At 43.5% G+C, this 15,646-nt stretch carries 10 protein-coding genes and 1 pseudogene; 7 read left to right on the top strand and 4 right to left on the bottom strand.

Features of this window, described 5'->3' with window-relative positions; translation table 11 throughout:
* Window positions 1-24: 24 nt before the first annotated feature.
* Window positions 25-2,478 carry an ABC transporter permease gene (locus ACVBIU_RS14900; protein ID WP_447164150.1) on the bottom strand — a complete coding sequence of 818 codons (2,454 nt, stop codon included), beginning with the start codon at window positions 2,476-2,478 and terminating at the stop codon, window positions 25-27.
* Window positions 2,469-3,227, bottom strand: a complete 759-nt coding sequence (locus tag ACVBIU_RS14895) for an ABC transporter ATP-binding protein (protein ID WP_447161725.1) — start codon at window positions 3,225-3,227, stop codon at window positions 2,469-2,471. The genes ACVBIU_RS14900 and ACVBIU_RS14895 overlap by 10 nt, the downstream gene beginning before the upstream one ends.
* Between ACVBIU_RS14895 and ACVBIU_RS14890 the strand changes: the two genes are divergently transcribed.
* The 4 genes from ACVBIU_RS14890 (at window position 3,208) to ACVBIU_RS14875 (ending at window position 9,469) form a co-directional block, all read left to right on the top strand.
* Complete coding sequence (locus ACVBIU_RS14890; protein WP_447164149.1) at window positions 3,208-3,837, top strand: arylesterase; 630 nt, start codon at window positions 3,208-3,210, stop codon at window positions 3,835-3,837. The two genes, ACVBIU_RS14895 and ACVBIU_RS14890, sit on opposite strands and share 20 nt — an antisense overlap.
* 137 nt (window positions 3,838-3,974) lie before the next feature.
* A complete protein-coding gene (locus tag ACVBIU_RS14885; RefSeq protein ID WP_447161727.1) occupies window positions 3,975-5,087 on the top strand; it encodes a DUF481 domain-containing protein in 1,113 nt (370 codons plus the stop codon).
* A 404-nt stretch (window positions 5,088-5,491) separates the two neighbouring features.
* A complete protein-coding gene (locus ACVBIU_RS14880) occupies window positions 5,492-8,143 on the top strand; it encodes a parallel beta-helix domain-containing protein (RefSeq protein WP_447161728.1) in 2,652 nt (883 codons plus the stop codon).
* Window positions 8,144-8,278: 135 nt separating this feature from the next.
* On the top strand, window positions 8,279-9,469 hold the full coding sequence (locus ACVBIU_RS14875; protein ID WP_447164148.1) for an SO2930 family diheme c-type cytochrome: 1,191 nt from the start codon (window positions 8,279-8,281) through the stop codon (window positions 9,467-9,469).
* A gap of 34 nt (window positions 9,470-9,503) precedes the next feature.
* Here the strand turns inward: ACVBIU_RS14875 and ACVBIU_RS14870 are convergent, their stop codons facing one another.
* Entirely contained in the window at window positions 9,504-10,517 is a 1,014-nt protein-coding gene (locus ACVBIU_RS14870) for a helix-turn-helix domain-containing protein (protein WP_447164946.1), read from the bottom strand.
* Window positions 10,518-11,206: 689 nt separating this feature from the next.
* Window positions 11,207-12,175, bottom strand: a complete 969-nt coding sequence (locus tag ACVBIU_RS14865) for a dihydrodipicolinate synthase family protein (protein ID WP_447161731.1) — start codon at window positions 12,173-12,175, stop codon at window positions 11,207-11,209.
* Window positions 12,176-13,076: 901 nt separating this feature from the next.
* Between ACVBIU_RS14865 and ACVBIU_RS14860 the strand changes: the two genes are divergently transcribed.
* The 3 genes and pseudogenes from ACVBIU_RS14860 to ACVBIU_RS14850 all read left to right on the top strand — a co-directional run.
* Window positions 13,077-13,745: a hypothetical protein gene (locus ACVBIU_RS14860; protein WP_447164147.1), complete on the top strand. Its 669-nt coding sequence runs from the start codon at window positions 13,077-13,079 to the stop codon at window positions 13,743-13,745.
* A gap of 142 nt (window positions 13,746-13,887) precedes the next feature.
* The gene (locus ACVBIU_RS14855) at window positions 13,888-14,793 is read left to right on the top strand and encodes a DUF2971 domain-containing protein (protein ID WP_447164146.1); all 906 of its coding nucleotides are present in this window, start codon (window positions 13,888-13,890) and stop codon (window positions 14,791-14,793) included.
* A gap of 82 nt (window positions 14,794-14,875) precedes the next feature.
* Window positions 14,876-15,269: pseudogene (locus tag ACVBIU_RS14850) on the top strand (transposase); the annotation flags it as partial.
* Window positions 15,270-15,646 lie beyond the last annotated feature (377 nt).

The raw sequence follows: 15,646 nt of genomic DNA, 5'->3' as shown, positions 1-15,646 counted from the left end.
GTTCTCTTTTTCAATGGACCGCCATTAATGCCCTTTAAGTAACTCACCACATGACTTATTGAGCAATTGTCTACAACGCCAAATACCCAATAGCGCAACCACTAAGCCGCCACATAAAGGCGCAATTCCCCACCATGGCCAGTGCATATACACGTTAAGGTCAAACACCTGTGTCTTTAATAAATATAAGGTGAACTCGGCAACGATCACCGCCAGTACCCCCGCTATGGTGCCAAGCAGCGCAAACTCAAGCCCCGTTGCTGCGCGCAATAACCAGCCTGATGCACCAAAAGTACGTAATACAGCCAACTCTCTTTGTCTGGTTGCCATACCTGCTTCAGTCTGAGCTATCATCACCAAGGCACTAGCAAGTAACACCAATATCAATACAAGAGTGAGTGATAAGGAAACCTGGTCGATAATCTGCCTTAGCTGGCTTACCATGGCCCCCACATCAATAATTGATACCGTCGGAAATTGCTTAATCAAATCCAGAATTAGCCCACGCTGAGAATCCTCTAAATGAAAACTCGACATCGAGGTATACGCAAATGGGGCTAGCGCTTCTTTAGTAAAAATCATAAAGAAATTAGGCTGCAGCGTTTCCCAATGAACGGCGCGAATGCTAGCAACATTTACCGTAAGATCTTGGTTATCTATGGTGTAAGTTAAGCTATCCCCCATTGATAAGCCTAAACGCTCGGCAACCCCGGACTCAACTGAAACATCGAACTTATCTTGGTTAAACTGCCCGTCTAAAATTTCATTATTGGGCGGCATACTCTCTCTATAGGTTAAGTTCAACTCTCTGGATATTCCGACTCTACCCTCTACGCCATCTTGCTCTTGTGCTCTGGAGATCAACTCTTGTCCATTAATCGCCGTTAACCGACCACGGATCACTGGATAAATAACCGGTGCAGACTTAAGGTGTGGCGCCAAGAAGTCGCTAATGGTTTGTGTCTCTTCCGGTGCGATATTAACCAAGAAATAGTTAGGTGAGTACTCAGGAAGCTGCTTTTGCCACTCTTGCAATAAATCTTGCCTAAGGGCCAAAATCGTCAGTAGTAATACTAGCGCACTACTAAAGCCGACAAGCTGCACCGCGTTTTGTTTAGCACGGCGTCTAAGACCCGCTAATGCCAATTGCAGTGGGTTAGTCGTTTTCATGCCCACGCTGTGGCCCAAGCGGATCATGAAAAAACCCAGCACGCTCAGTAAGATCCCCAGTAACAATACCGCAGCAACAACGGTTAATGTCAGCGCTAAACTTTGCGAATATAAATATCCAAGCAGTGCCATGGCGCTAAGACTTAACAAAAGATGCAACCACATGCCTAGCTGTAACCCTTCAAGCTGACGTTGAAGCACTCTTAAAGGGGGAATGGCCAATAAACGCATCAGTGGATATGCCGAGAACATAAAAGCACTAATAAAGCCCGTGCCTATCCCCAACATAATTGGCCTGCCGATTGGTGGCGTATAAGCAGCAATTTCTGCCGGTAAAAATGCGGTAATGCCTCTATCTAAGACAAAACCACCGAGTAAACCAAGTAGCACACCGACGGCGGTAACCAGCAATAGATGAGTACCAAAAAGAACACGAATTTGTTTTGCTGAGGCGCCAAATGTCTTTAGCATGGCCACCACATCATAATGGCGCTGGCAATAACGCTGCGCTGCAATACCGATGGCTGCGCAGGCAAGCGCAATTCCTAACAAACTGGCTAGCAGTAAAAAACGCTCAGCACGCTTTACCGCCTCGGCAATAGGAGAATCTCCAGACTGCACATCAACCCAACGTTGGCTCGTATTTAGCAGCGGTTTTACCTGTTGTTCAAATGCCGCTAATTGCCCTGAGTCACCCGTAAATTGGTAACGATAAGTCACTCGACTACCCGGTTGAATGACCTTCGTTTTAGCCACATCCTCAATCCGCATCAACACCACAGGGGATGATGCGAACGGATTAAAGCCAGCATCAGGCAGGCGAATAATTTCATTGGATAAAGTGAAGTTCGCATTGCCAAGTTCTATCTGCTCTGGATAACTTAATAAGCCGCCTAAGCGGGTTTCAAACCAGATAGTGTTTGGTAGAGGTAAGCCATTAGCTGCGCCACTGCTCAGTTCGATATCCCCTTTTAATGGATATCCCTGCTCGACCGCTCTGACGGTAACTAACTGAAACGCATCGCCAGCGTACACCATCGAGTTGAACTGCATACTTGCTACGCGAGCTAAACCTAGCTCGTCAGCCAAGGTTAATATTGTCGGATCAATTTGATCCGGAGAGTCAATAATACGATCAGCGGCAATAAACTTTGAGGCTTGACCGTTAATGGCTAACTGCAAGCGCTCACTCACGCTCGCAAGCCCTGTTACCGACAATACGGCCAAGGTAATGGCCAGAATAATCAGCAACAATTGCCCCTGGGACAGCTCTCTTTTAAATAATCGCCAAGCTAAACTTAACTCCATGCGCTTGCCTCTTCGGCGTCATCCGTACCCGCCTCGGTATGACTAACATCTTGCTTGGTCGGTTGTTGCACACCTTTTTCACTCAAATGGCCTGAGTCCATAATTAACTGACGTTCACAACGACTCGCAAGCTGCATGTCATGAGTCACCAGAACCAAGGTCGTGTCACTTTCACGGTTCAGTTCAAACAGCATATCAGCAATCTTATCGCTATTAGCCGAATCTAAATTCCCTGTTGGTTCATCGGCAAACAACACCTTAGGCTCACAGATAAACGCCCTGGCAATCGCCACTCTTTGTTGTTCACCACCAGATAACTGATTCGGAAAATGAGTTAAACGATGGCTTAGTCCCACTCGTTCAAGCATCGATTCGGCTTTCTCCTTAGCCTTCGTCACACCGGCAAGTTCAGCCGGCAACATCACATTTTCAAGTGCATTTAAGGTGTCGACCAACATAAAAGATTGAAAAATGAAACTGACCTTTTGCTTACGTAGTGCAGCTTTAGACTCTTCATTTAGTTTTTCTAAAGCCACACCATCGAGGTGTATCGAACCACTGGTTGGTGAGTCTAATGCGGCGAGTAGTCCTAACAAGGTTGATTTACCCGAACCCGATGGTCCAAGGATCGCCACACTCTCTCCCTGCTTGACATCCATATTAATGCCGTTGAGGATAGTCAGTTCTCCCTCTTGAGTAACAACTGATTTAACTAGGTGACTTACGGTTATGGCGCTATTTTCAGACATAGAATCCTTCTTCGACTTAAAAAGCCGGCTCGGCGGTTTGGTCTTATTATTGATTTTCAGCAGCTTTCCACTGAGTGCTGCCCCTATATTAATCCTAGGTGATAGCCTAAGTGCAAGTTATGGTATGCCTGAAAATGAAGGCTGGGTACAATTATTACGTGAAAAAATGCCAGAGCACACCATTGTAAATGGCTCGGTTAGCGGCGAAACGTCCGCAGGCGGTCTACGTAGACTGCCCGCTCTGCTTGAGTCTGCTCAGCCTGAAGTCTTATTAATTGAACTTGGCGGTAACGACGGACTACGTGGTTTTCCACCAAAACAGTTGAAAACAAATCTTACAAAAATCATTGAGCTTGCAAAAGCGCAGCAAATCACTATTTTGCTTAGCGAGATCATGGTGCCCCCAAATTATGGACCAAGGTATGCGTCACAAATACGTACCGTTTTTACAGAGCTCGCAACAGAACATGAGCTGACCTTGATGCCATTTTTCATGGAGCTGATAGTAACCGACTCCTCATTAATGCAAAGAGATGGTATTCATCCTAACCAAAAAGCGCAGCCAACAATTGCCGATTTTATGTTGCCATGGTTTGAGCAGGCCTTATAATCTGCATTAAATCATTGCACCAATTGTTTAATATTTAACCTGACTCGCGAATTCGTATCTTAATAAAAGCTGATCTCAACATAATAAAGTCAGCCATAGGACAGTTGTAACTCAGGACGATTTTAATGGAATACCAAATGCGCTATACACTTATAGCGGCGAGTTGTCTCGCCGCCGTTTACTCCAGTTCTGCCTTGTCTGCAGAAGATACCACACTAAAAGCACAAGCCGTCGCTCAAGAGCAGTCGATGACACCAGAGCTGCTCTACCCACCAGTGGATAGTCAATATGATTGGCTGCAGCTCACGTCTCTTGAACTACTTAAAGGTGAAATTAAAAACCTTTATGACGATAAGCTAGAGTTTGAAAGTGATGAACTCGATACCGTTTATATCGACTGGGAAGACGTTAAAGTGCTACAAAGTAGCAATCTCGTCAGCATAGGTTTTACCGATCTTACGACTAAAACGGGTCACTTATTAGTAGAGAACGGTAAGTCTTATATCAATGGTGAGGAGTTTGATAACTCACAGATCATGACGATTATTGCTGGCGATCAATCTGAGGCCAATTACTGGTCGAGTAAAATCAGCTTAGGTGCCAACTTTAGAAGTGGAAATACAGATCAAATCGATTACAGCGCACTAGCAAAAACGATGCGCCGTACAACCGAGTCTCGATTTAACCTAGATTACATCGGTAACTACTCTAAAACTGATGGTGAAAACCGCATTAATAACCACCGTATCAACACTAACTTTGACTGGTTTATCTCAAAGCAGTTCTACTTAAGACCTGTGTTTGCCGAAGTCTATAAAGACCCTTTCTCAAACATCGCTTATCGAATCACAGTCGGTTCGGGTTTGGGTTACAACATCATAGACAACTCTAAAACAGAATGGAGTATCAGTGGCGGTCCTGCATATACTTACACTCGCTTTGATGAAGTAGCAGCAGGCGAAAAAATTGACGACGGCAGTGCCGCCATGGTGGTTGAAACTGTGTATGACACCGAAATCACCAGTGATATCGATTTCAATACCTTGTACCGCATTCAGTACGGCAACGAAAAATCAGGTGGCTACACCCACCATGCAATTGCAACATTAGCGATTGAGCTAACGAGCATATTCGACTTAGATTTGTCATTTGTTTGGGATCGCATCAATAATCCGCAGCCAGACTCAAATGGCTTTATCCCTAAGCAAGACGATTATCAGTTTATCGTCGGTTTTGGTATCGATATCTAAGATCCGCTGTAAGTGTATTGACGCTTTAAATAAAATCCCTGCCATGTTCCATGTCAGGGATTTTTTGGTTATGTTGTCAGTATTTGCCTGTCTCCCGCCCTCTATCTACGCTGCATATTGCTCAGCTGCCACTAAATGAATTGAGTGAAAGAGGCCAATAAACCAGTAAGGGTTCGGTAAAATATCAATCGATACATTCAATCATGCTGTTTTAACACGCGCGTTTAAATGTGACCGTCTTCACAATATTTTTCAGTAGTTAAAACCACCGGCCTTGTTTAAGCCATGCCCAAAAACCAATTGATAACACCATGTTGTGAAATTGTTGTCCACATTTCACATTGCTTATATTGTACGTCAGTGCAATCTAGTAGTCGCATAATAACAATAATTTTGGAGACGCTATGCTCAACAAGAAACCTTCATGGCTCATGCCGACTTTGATAGCCAGCGCTATTGCAATAAGCTTAGGGGCTTGTTCATCAGATGACGAAAATGAGGTAGTAGACGAAACGACAGAAGTCGTAACACCTGCACCAGAACCGAGTCCCGCCTTCCCCGATGGCGCCATCATGATAGAAGAGGGTGAAAACCTAACTATCCGTATTCAGGAAGCGCTGATTAATGCCCAAAGTGGCGATGTCATCGTTCTGCCTAAGGGCAACTTTGAGATCGAATCAACCTTGCTATTTGATGGCGATGTTGATGGTGACGGCAGCTATGCAAAGAACGTGACCATTATGGGTTACGGCATGGAAGAGACGGTTCTAGACTTCTCAAACGCTAACTCAGGTGATGGTATTTTTGTTCAGAATGCGGTCAACATTATCATTCAGGATCTATCGGTTAACGAAGCCAAAAACAATGGTATTAAGCTCAAAAATACTAATGGGATTATCTTACGCCGCCTCGCGACAGTATGGGAAGGTGAGCTAGATGAAGGCAACGGGGCCTACGGTCTCTACCCGGTAGAGTGTGAAAACATCCTTATTGAAGATACCTATGTCCGTGGTAGTGCAGACGCTGGTATTTATGTCGGTCAGTCACAATATATCGTTGTACGTCGCAATATCGCCAAAGAAAACGTGGCTGGTATTGAGATTGAAAATTCAAAGTATGCCGACGTATATGATAACGAAGCCATGGGTAATACCGGTGGTATTTTAGTATTTGACTTACCCATTGGTAACCACAGGTACGGCTCAAGTGTGCGAATTTTTAATAACAAAGTTTATGATAACAATACAAAGAACTTTGCTAACGCCTCAGCCAACCCAGCAGGTGTACATATCGTTCCACCGGGAACGGGGATGATTATTCTGTCTACCGATGATGTCGAGATCTTCAACAATGAGATCACTAACCACGATACCATGGGTGTAACCATCTCAAGTTTCTTCATCGCAGAGCCCGATATCTCGACCTTTGTTGCTAACTACGGTCAACCAGGTCAGCCGATCGAAGATGGCTGGCGACCTACGCCACGCAATATCTACCTTCACGATAATGTTATTGAAGGTTACGGCAAAAAGCCAAACGGCTATCTGATTGACGATATTATTAAAGGCTATCTGTTTACTCACGGTCAGTTCCCGGGCGTTCTTTACGATGGACTCGGTGAGTTACTGTCAAACAACGGTACCGCCGCTTATTTAGGTCTACAAGAACTGCCATTCGCCGCCGACGGGAGTGATAACGTGTGTGCCAGCGACAATGGCGACGTCTCTTTTGGTCGTTTATATGCAAATGACAACACAGATGTGGCCCGCCCTGAATTCCTGTATGAGAAAACTCAAGCCGACATCATGAAGTGTCAACAAGTCAGCTTGCCTGTTCATACCGTTACCTTTGGTGACCAAATCTTTGGTTGCGGTGTCGATGATGAAACCGAAGGCTGTGATGGCGGTAACCTCATTGGCGGCGGTGGCAGCATCGGCGAAAACGAAGGTGGCTTAGAGGGTGATGGTGACTTAAGTCTTTGTAAGGCTGAAGGGGCAAACGCATCTTGGGATGCCCTACTCAAGGCTAACTGCCCGAACCTATCTGACTACAATCTGTTCTCTGATATGAGCAACCCAACCGACGCGCCAAACTCTGGCGGTATTCCTTACGATATGAATACCCAGCTATTTACCGATTATTCGAGTAAGTACCGCTATGTATTTGTGCCTGAAGGAATGAAAGCCAACTACTCGGCAACAGAATCAATGGACTTCCCTGTGGGTACTGTCATAGTGAAATCATTCGCGCTACCTGCAGATACCAGCAAACGCGGTATTACTAACGAAGATTTAGTTGAAACACGTCTACTAATCAACCGTGCAACAGGTTGGACTGCACTACCTTATGTGTGGAATGCCCAAAAATCTGATGCCGTATTAGCAAAAGCTGGTGCAATCCAAGGCAAGAGCGTTATGCATAACGGTGCAGACATGGAGTTTGACTATGTTGTACCGAGCATGAACCAGTGTAAGCAGTGTCATCAGTTTAAACCTGATGCTGACAGCCCCGCTAAATTTGTGCCTATTGGTCCTAAAGCACGTCATCTGAATAAAGATTACGCCTACAGTGACGGCAGCATGAACCAGCTATTAAAGTGGCAAGCTGCAGGTATTTTGCAAGGTGTACCAGATATTGCGACCATTGATACAGTGCCCGCTTATAACGATGGTGATGAAGCCAGTGTTGCTCAGCTATCAGATAGCGATCTCATGGATGCAGCTAAGGGCTACTTAGATATAAACTGTGCCCATTGTCACCGCCCTGAGGGTAATGCATCGAATACCGGCCTCAAGCTCGAGTATTGGAGAGCCTATGCTGATGATGCGGGTCTATCCCACGGTACCTGTAAGTCACCTGTTGCTTATGGCGGTGGTTCACTCGGTTTTGATATCGTTCCAGGTAAACCTGAGGAGTCAATTCTTCACTTTAGAATGGAAACCAATAACCCTGGTGACAGAATGCCTGAGATTGGACGTAGCTTATCCCACGCTGAAGGTGTCGCCCTCATCAACGAGTGGATTAAGCGCTTACCACAAGCAAGCTGCTCTAACTAACTGACTGACTGCAAGAGTAATGGTATGAGAGCGCTGCTAATGATTTAGCTTACATAAGTCAGCGCAGCACTCATTAATATAAAGGCCGGGAACTCCCGGCCTTTTTTCTAACACCAAAATAACCCTAGGTGATGTATGCGTAAACTCATTTTACTTACCCTACTCATGCCTTTAATGAGCTGCGGTGGCTCTGATGAGCCGGCTGAAGTGGCTATACAGCCAGATACTCCTAGCGTCACTCCTGAACCCACTCCAGATCCCACATCAGACTCGGCTCCAAGCTCTGCCTGCGAAGCCAATACGACTGAGGTAAATTGGGACGCATTGATGAATGAAGAGTGTGACTCTTTGGCTCAATATGGCTTATTTATCGACCCCAGTATCCCTACACGCTCCCCTGTGGCTCCGGGGATAAACTACCAACTATCGACTCAACTTTTCTCTAACTATGCCAGCAAACACCGCTTTATTTTTGTGCCTGAAGATAAAGTTATCGCTTTTGACCCTACCGGAACCTTCGATATGCCAGTTGGAACGGTGCTGGTGAAAACCTTCTCTTTGCCATTTGATACGCAAGTTACCGGTGCAAATAACGAAGTATTGATTGAAACACGGCTTTTGATCCACAGAGACACTGGCTGGACGACGCTGCCCTATATCTGGCAAGACGGAGAAGCTACACTGCAGGTCGCCGGAAAAGACATTTCACATACACTAAACCATAAAGGCACGAGCCAAAGTTTTGATTATCACGTTCCCAGTCGAGCTGAATGTAAGTTATGCCACCAAACCAGTAGCGATAGCAGTCGTATTGAGCCGATCGGCTTAAAAGCGCACCTGCTTAATCGCGAAGTCCGTTATCAAGGTTCTCAGATAAACCAGCTCCACCTTTGGCAACAAACTGGCAGGCTAACGGGTTTACCCGCTCTTGGCAATGTCGGTAAGGCTTATGATATTTTTGATGAGTCAGCACCACTCACAAGCAGAGCAAAAGGCTATCTCGACATTAATTGCGCCCATTGTCATAACCCGCAAGGGTTTGCCAGTATTTCAGGATTAAGACTGGGCTTCTATGTTGACCATACCAGCTTTGAATACGGGATTTGTAAACAACCTCCTGGTTGGGATGGCGGTGCAAGAGGACTGTCTTACGATATTATTCCTGGAGACGGAGACCATTCGATTTTGGTGTATCGACAGGAGTTAAATTCAGCCAAGGACAGGATGCCGCCCATTGGCCGCAGTATCGCTCATACTGATGCAGTAGCGCTCATTGAGCAATGGATTGATGAGATGGCACCTGAGGTAGGTAACTGTCAGCACTGAAATTAATTCGCGATATAGGCGGCAGAACCGTCGCCTAGTTACGAGTAACACTCTCTGTAAGTGGGCGATTTAACCGATGAAAGTGACCAGGAGGATGACCAATCCAGTGCTTAAAACTCTGTCTGAAATGGCTCACATCGCTAAAGCCCATCAGTTCCGAGATCGCTTCAATCGAATAATCACTGGTTAAAATCAAGTCTATCGCCATTTGGCAGCGAACTTGATCCACCAGCTTTTGATAACTGGTATTAGCATTGGCCAACTTACGCCTAAAGGTTCTAGCACTCATATTTTGTGTTTCAGCCATCGCCTCCATGCTCGGTAGCTCTGGTGCGTGTAATCGTAAAACACTCAAAACATCAGAAACATAAGATCCCGAATTATCAATGCATAGCCGATTAACAGGCTGCTCAAACTTAAAGATTATCGGCAAATTAAGATATCGGTGCTCAATCGACCACTCAAAAAATTCACAGTTGAAATGAACGTCAGCACCAGACTGGTTAATGAGAAACTCAGCCCCACGTTCAGCCTCAGCAAAATTCACCTGACAGAGTCGGATATTGTTCCCAGTCAACTCCTTAGCAAATGCCAACAAAGAGCAGAGACTATGCTGGAACTGACTGCTATAACGCTCTGTATCGACTTTATTGGTATTTAACCATCTAACATGCAGCTTACCGTCATAATTTCTCAGCAAGGTGTCAGAAAAGCTGCCTACAAGTTCAGGGTGAGAGACAGCGAACTGTAAGCATTGTCCCAAAGTGTTAAATTCAGCTAAATAAGGCAGTAATACAGCCAGATCTATCACTCGATATGCCGTTGCAGCTTTTGCTGCAACCTCAGGATCTTGGCTCAAGCGGCGGATATAGCTCATTGCATAATCAACCTGCCACACATACACAAACTCACTCAGCATAAGTTCAGCCTCACCGATGCCAATATCTGCATATAGCTGAGCGACAGATGCTGGCGAATAATGCTGTTTAAGATAGCAAAGTAAGTTCTTTAGCTCATAGGCAGGATATGACTGATCACCTACCCTCATATGTGGTTTATAACTGCAGGCCTGTTGCATTGCACTCAAAAACTGATGAACGGTAATAATATTTTTAGCGGATCTAAATAAGAATTAATAGCCTTTTATTAATTTAAGCTTAAAAAATATGCTTACCTTCGAATGAAGGCTGATTGCATTTTTTGTATTCGCTACGGGGAAGTGTGTTCTGGATTATTGCTTCATGGTTATCAATCGCCTGCTGCGGGCGCATGCGCAAACATTACTGAAGCCAGCGAGCAAAGCTTTATGCTACGAACGAGAAACATGGATGGTCTGGATGGTCTGGATGGTCTGGATGGTCTGGATGGTCTGGATGGTCTGGATGGTCTGGATGGTCTGGATGGTCTGGTAAGACCCTAATTTCTTAGGCACCTAAATGTTTTCAGTCTAAAAGTTTTAATTTTAAATGGAGTTAACAATGCAAATTTACCCTAAGGGTCCTGAGTGGCGAAAATGGGACTGACAGGGATAATTACGTTGTTACATTATTTAAGAAAGCAATAGACCATGATATTGGTGCAATAGGCATAACCGATTATGACTTGCCTGTAGGCTACAAGATTTAAAAAAGGAATATCTTGATAATCCCTCCAAATTAAGCACGCTTTTTAATTCTGAAGGCGGAAACAAAAAGCCCCGTAAAAACGGAGCTTTCTCTTTTTGAAGATTTGAAAGGATTAGTCAGCTAAACCCAGAACTTCAAGTCTTTCTTTCGCTAGAAGATATCTTGCGCGGACATCATCAATTTGCTCTTGAGTTAGCTTCTTACCAAGGGTAAGAAGACCGCCATCAGCGTCATTATGGTGAATACCAAAAGCAAACTTAAGGTATTCCATAAGCAATGGTTGAGCATCAAGGTATGAGATAGAATTCATAGCCTGAGAAATTTTGTTCGCCTCAGCCCATTCGCCATTATTAACGTACTCTTGCATAGAGACACTCGCTTTTGGGAATATACACCCTACACCGGTAATACCACCGCATGCGCCAGCAAGTCCTGCATGTACAGTTACAGTGTCAACACCTGCCAAGATTTTTAAATCTTTGTTCTCTAACATCAGCGTTTCGATAGTTGAAACATCTGTAGTTGATATTTTAAGAGCCGTTACTTCAGGTAGAGCTGCAAGTTTTCTAAGAATATCTGTTGAAAGCGCATGATATCCGGCTGCATCTGGGTTGTTGTAAGGCATAATTGTTATGCCCGCCTCTTTTGCAGCTATTGCAGAAAGCTCATAGTAAGCATACATTTCTTCATCAGAAGGCGCTTCCTTAGTTTTGGGTGGCATCACCATTACAGTATCCACTCCAACCGTCGCGAGTTCTGCAACGATTTTAGCCAGCTCTTCTTTAGTTTCGGCCGCAGCGCCGCTGATTAATGGAACATTATATTGTTTAGCAACATCAGAAAGGGCTTTAAGTAAAGAAAGACGCTGTTCAGAGCTTAGGTAGCTATTCTCACCCAGAGTGCCAGAGCCGACAAGCCCACCCATTCTGCTTCCGCCCTTGCCTTGAACTTTCAAAATATCTGCAGCGTATTTTTGGGTTGCTTCAAGGTCTATTTCAACGGCACCGGATTCTGACTCTTTTAGCCATGTAAACACGGCCGGCATAACTGTATATCGCCAATCTGTACTATTTGTTTCCATCATATTACCTTTTTATTAAAAATTACATCACACAGGACTCATTGTATAAAATATACCAAACAAACCGCATAAGTTAAACCCCTTCGGCAAACCTAGGCCTTATTGGCAACAAACAACATGTGAATATGTTCCTTCATTAGATGCCTCTTCGATAAACCAACATAACTAAACCAACATAACTAAACCAACATAACTAAACCAACAAGCCAGGCATGATTAATCCTATTGATGCCATTAACAATGCCTGTCTATCATGTTTTTATCCATCGCCTCCAGCGGGGTATGTGCAGACACTACCGTGACACGCAGCAAGTCCTTCCCTGGAGGCTCGGCCATGACGTCCATGTCATGGACGGTCACGGCCGTATCTACACGTGGTAATTGCTGTACAAAATTAGGAACTAATGGTTCGGTTTCTAACTTGAAAATGCCCCAAAGTTGGTTAGCCTTCAAATGAAGATTGATTACATTTATTTTTGGGTTGGTGTTATCAAGTAGAGTGTTTGAACTTGTAGCTTCATGGCTATCAATCGCCTGCAGCGGGCGTATGTGCAGACACTGCTGAAGCTCGCCTCAAGTACGTCCGTGTAGACTCAACGAAAACATCCCTGTTTTCGACGGCTTCAGCCGAATCTACACTGGGTAATTGGTGCCTTCATTTGGGCCGTATAGGTTTGATTGCTAGCTTGGAAATGCCCCAAAATCAGTTATAGCTTGAGCTCTAGTTTTGCTAGTTGCATCAAATTTGCCATAGAAATAGTAATTTGAGGGATTATCGTAAACTAGATTTAGTCATTATTAGATTTATGATAGGGGACAAAACTCATTGATTATTTATTGATTCAATTTCCTATTCCAGTGCTCTACAATAGATTATGCGTTATTACTTATGAAATCGAATATGGATATCCTTGATAAGTACGATTTAAAGGAATGGTGGAATACATCATTAACACCAGAACAACGTAATCAAATTGCCAAAGACTATCAACCAATGGGTTTCACCCTTGGAGTGCCTTATCTGTATGCTAAGATTATTGGAAATGATAACTGTGAGACAGGTAAATGCTGTTTTTTAGACGTGTTAGCTTGTGTTGCAACTGATGGGGCAAAGGCAATCGTTGCTAATAAAACTGAGGAAACAGTAAAAGAGGCACTAAATCAGCCTCGAAAGAACTTCAAAGATATTCATTTAGCACTAACAGGCTTAATAAAACATCATTACCGCCAACGAGATGATCAAGCTCATTACCAAAAAGCAAAAGAGCTTTGCTGGTTGCAGATATCAATATCCACTCATTCAGCCAAAACATTCAGTAAACCCGTCCAGCCCAAAGGAGTTAGTCTTAAAAAACTTGAGGGAATATTGGGACGTAAACTTGAAGGTTATGGTACTCCACAAACACTTCCTTCTCATGTTGGTTATAAGCAGATGGCTATTATTCTTGAAAAGGAAGGCGATCTTGAGGGGGCTATCAAACTATCACAAAAAGCCCTAAAGCAAGGATGGACTGACAACTACGACAAACGCATAGTCAAACTCGCAGCGAAACTTGCTAGGCGGAAATAGAATTTTATAGCTATTCTGTTTTTGGATTTCCGTAATGGAGGGTAATGTAAATTTCCAATAGAAACCTTAAGTCATATGCTTGTGTGAACTTTGAAGCCCCATAAAATTAACCTAATTGTGACGTTCAAAGGGAAATAATTCAATGAAACCTGTTTATAAGTATATGAGCAAAGTCGCCGCTATTTCGTTCTTGAAAGCCCCTTGGATCAGAGTAACACCTAAACCTGCATTAAATGACCCATTTGAATGCAGTCCAACACAACAGACTAAAGATAGAATTGTAGAAATATTTAAAGGCGAAAAGTCTTTATCTAAGTATCCAGATTTAATAATTCATAACTTTGAAGGTATTATGGACTATTTTGGCATTGTGTCGTTTTCTAAAAATTTCAATGATTTGCTAATGTGGAGTCATTATGCAGATTCGCATAAAGGTGTAATGCTAGAATTTGATCTCGATGAAATCCATGAGACAACCCGCCTGTATTCAGACAAGATACAGGGCAATGTTAACTATTCTGACTTTAGGGCTTTTAAGGGAGCATTTAAAAACTTAAATGAAGTAAGAACATACTACTTTCTAACTAAATCTATGCCATGGAAAAAAGAGGAAGAATACAGGCTAGTATTACCTGTAAACCTAATGATGAAAGTTGCATTTGATCTTCATAGTAAGGGCTCGATAAATGACATGAAAAAGCTGGGTTTTAATTATACAAACTCCACTGATAATCCTCGGTTCACTGAGAAGTTTCATTTAACTCATCTTAGTCCTAATCAATGTGATCTAGATAAATTATTTGATGTTTGGCTTAACTCGAGTGAAACCAATACGCAGTTCTACCAATATGTTGGCTATAAAGCACTAAAAAGGATCTACTTAGGCGCTAACTCTGATGTTAAAGGATTCAAGGATTTATTTGAAGAGTTATCAGATGACCCAAATCCTTATCGTACTTTTAAATCATTTATTACGGAGCAATACGATGGTATCTATCATATGAAGTTGGATTTGGATAAGTATGAATTAGTTGAGCAATCTTTGTGACCTTCCACTGTTCAGCTCATTTAGGGGCGTTGTTGCCTAAATCGAAGGAACCATTTGGGCGCTCTGTGATCTGATCTTGTAAGTACCGACAATGCTCAACCCGCTTCGCCAGAAGGTTAATCAAGTCTCAGCCGATGGTGCATACGACACAAAAGAGTGTCACAAATTACTGCGACACAAAGGTGCAAAACCAACTATTCCGCCGCGTTCAAATGCAGGATATTGGGAAGAGGGTCCCCCGCGAAGTGAAGCAGTTGACGCATTGAAATCTGGGAAGTTAAAGCAATGGGAAGATGACAATAATTACCATCAACGCTCACTATCGGAGACCGCGATGTATCGTTATAAACAGCTCATCAGATCCAAGTTAAGCTTACGTGATTACTATGCACAGGTCGGGGGAAGCTTTGGCTGGTGTAAAAGCGATGAACAAAGTCATAGAGCTAGGTATGCCTGTTAGACAGACAACTGCATAAACTCGGAAAACCTTAGTATAGCTGCACCTCAAGCAGTTATTTGATCAACAAGGCCTCATTTAGGACGAAGAGCGAAGTTACTTGTAAGAACTGAGGTAGGCAAATTTGTCTGTTACAATAAATAACGGTGAATCATCCACCTTTCAAATAGTACGGGAACCCCTACTTTTACGATATCCATTATTAATGGTAATGCGCAGAGTGAATCTCAGAGTCTAAGAACTAAATGATTTTTGTCCAAAAGTGAGTTATAGCTCCTTTTATTTTTGCCATAACTTCAAAGCTAAATAATCCCAGCTGGCTTACAGAAAACACCAATTCCCCATCGAAGTTGCCGAAGTACGTTGGAATAAATCGCGTGATGCCGACAGGGATGT

This window comes from Shewanella sp. 30m-14 (assembly GCF_052977125.1).
Note: the sequence above shows the minus strand (reverse complement) of the source record. Positions and strands in the feature narration are given on the sequence as shown.

Bases quoted from the DNA above. Each gene is read 5' to 3' on its own strand.
- ACVBIU_RS14900 (WP_447164150.1), bottom strand. From the start codon at position 2,478: ATGGAGTTAAGTTTAGCTTGGCGATTATTTAAAAGAGAGCTGTCCCAG.
- ACVBIU_RS14890 (WP_447164149.1), top strand. From the start codon at position 3,208: ATGGCGCTATTTTCAGACATAGAATCCTTCTTCGACTTAAAAAGCCGG.
- ACVBIU_RS14895 (WP_447161725.1), bottom strand. From the start codon at position 3,227: ATGTCTGAAAATAGCGCCATAACCGTAAGTCACCTAGTTAAATCAGTT.
- ACVBIU_RS14885 (WP_447161727.1), top strand. From the start codon at position 3,975: ATGCGCTATACACTTATAGCGGCGAGTTGTCTCGCCGCCGTTTACTCC.
- ACVBIU_RS14880 (WP_447161728.1), top strand. From the start codon at position 5,492: ATGCTCAACAAGAAACCTTCATGGCTCATGCCGACTTTGATAGCCAGC.
- ACVBIU_RS14875 (WP_447164148.1), top strand. From the start codon at position 8,279: ATGCGTAAACTCATTTTACTTACCCTACTCATGCCTTTAATGAGCTGC.
- ACVBIU_RS14870 (WP_447164946.1), bottom strand. From the start codon at position 10,517: ATGAGGGTAGGTGATCAGTCATATCCTGCCTATGAGCTAAAGAACTTA.
- ACVBIU_RS14865 (WP_447161731.1), bottom strand. From the start codon at position 12,175: ATGGAAACAAATAGTACAGATTGGCGATATACAGTTATGCCGGCCGTG.
- ACVBIU_RS14860 (WP_447164147.1), top strand. From the start codon at position 13,077: ATGGATATCCTTGATAAGTACGATTTAAAGGAATGGTGGAATACATCA.
- ACVBIU_RS14855 (WP_447164146.1), top strand. From the start codon at position 13,888: ATGAAACCTGTTTATAAGTATATGAGCAAAGTCGCCGCTATTTCGTTC.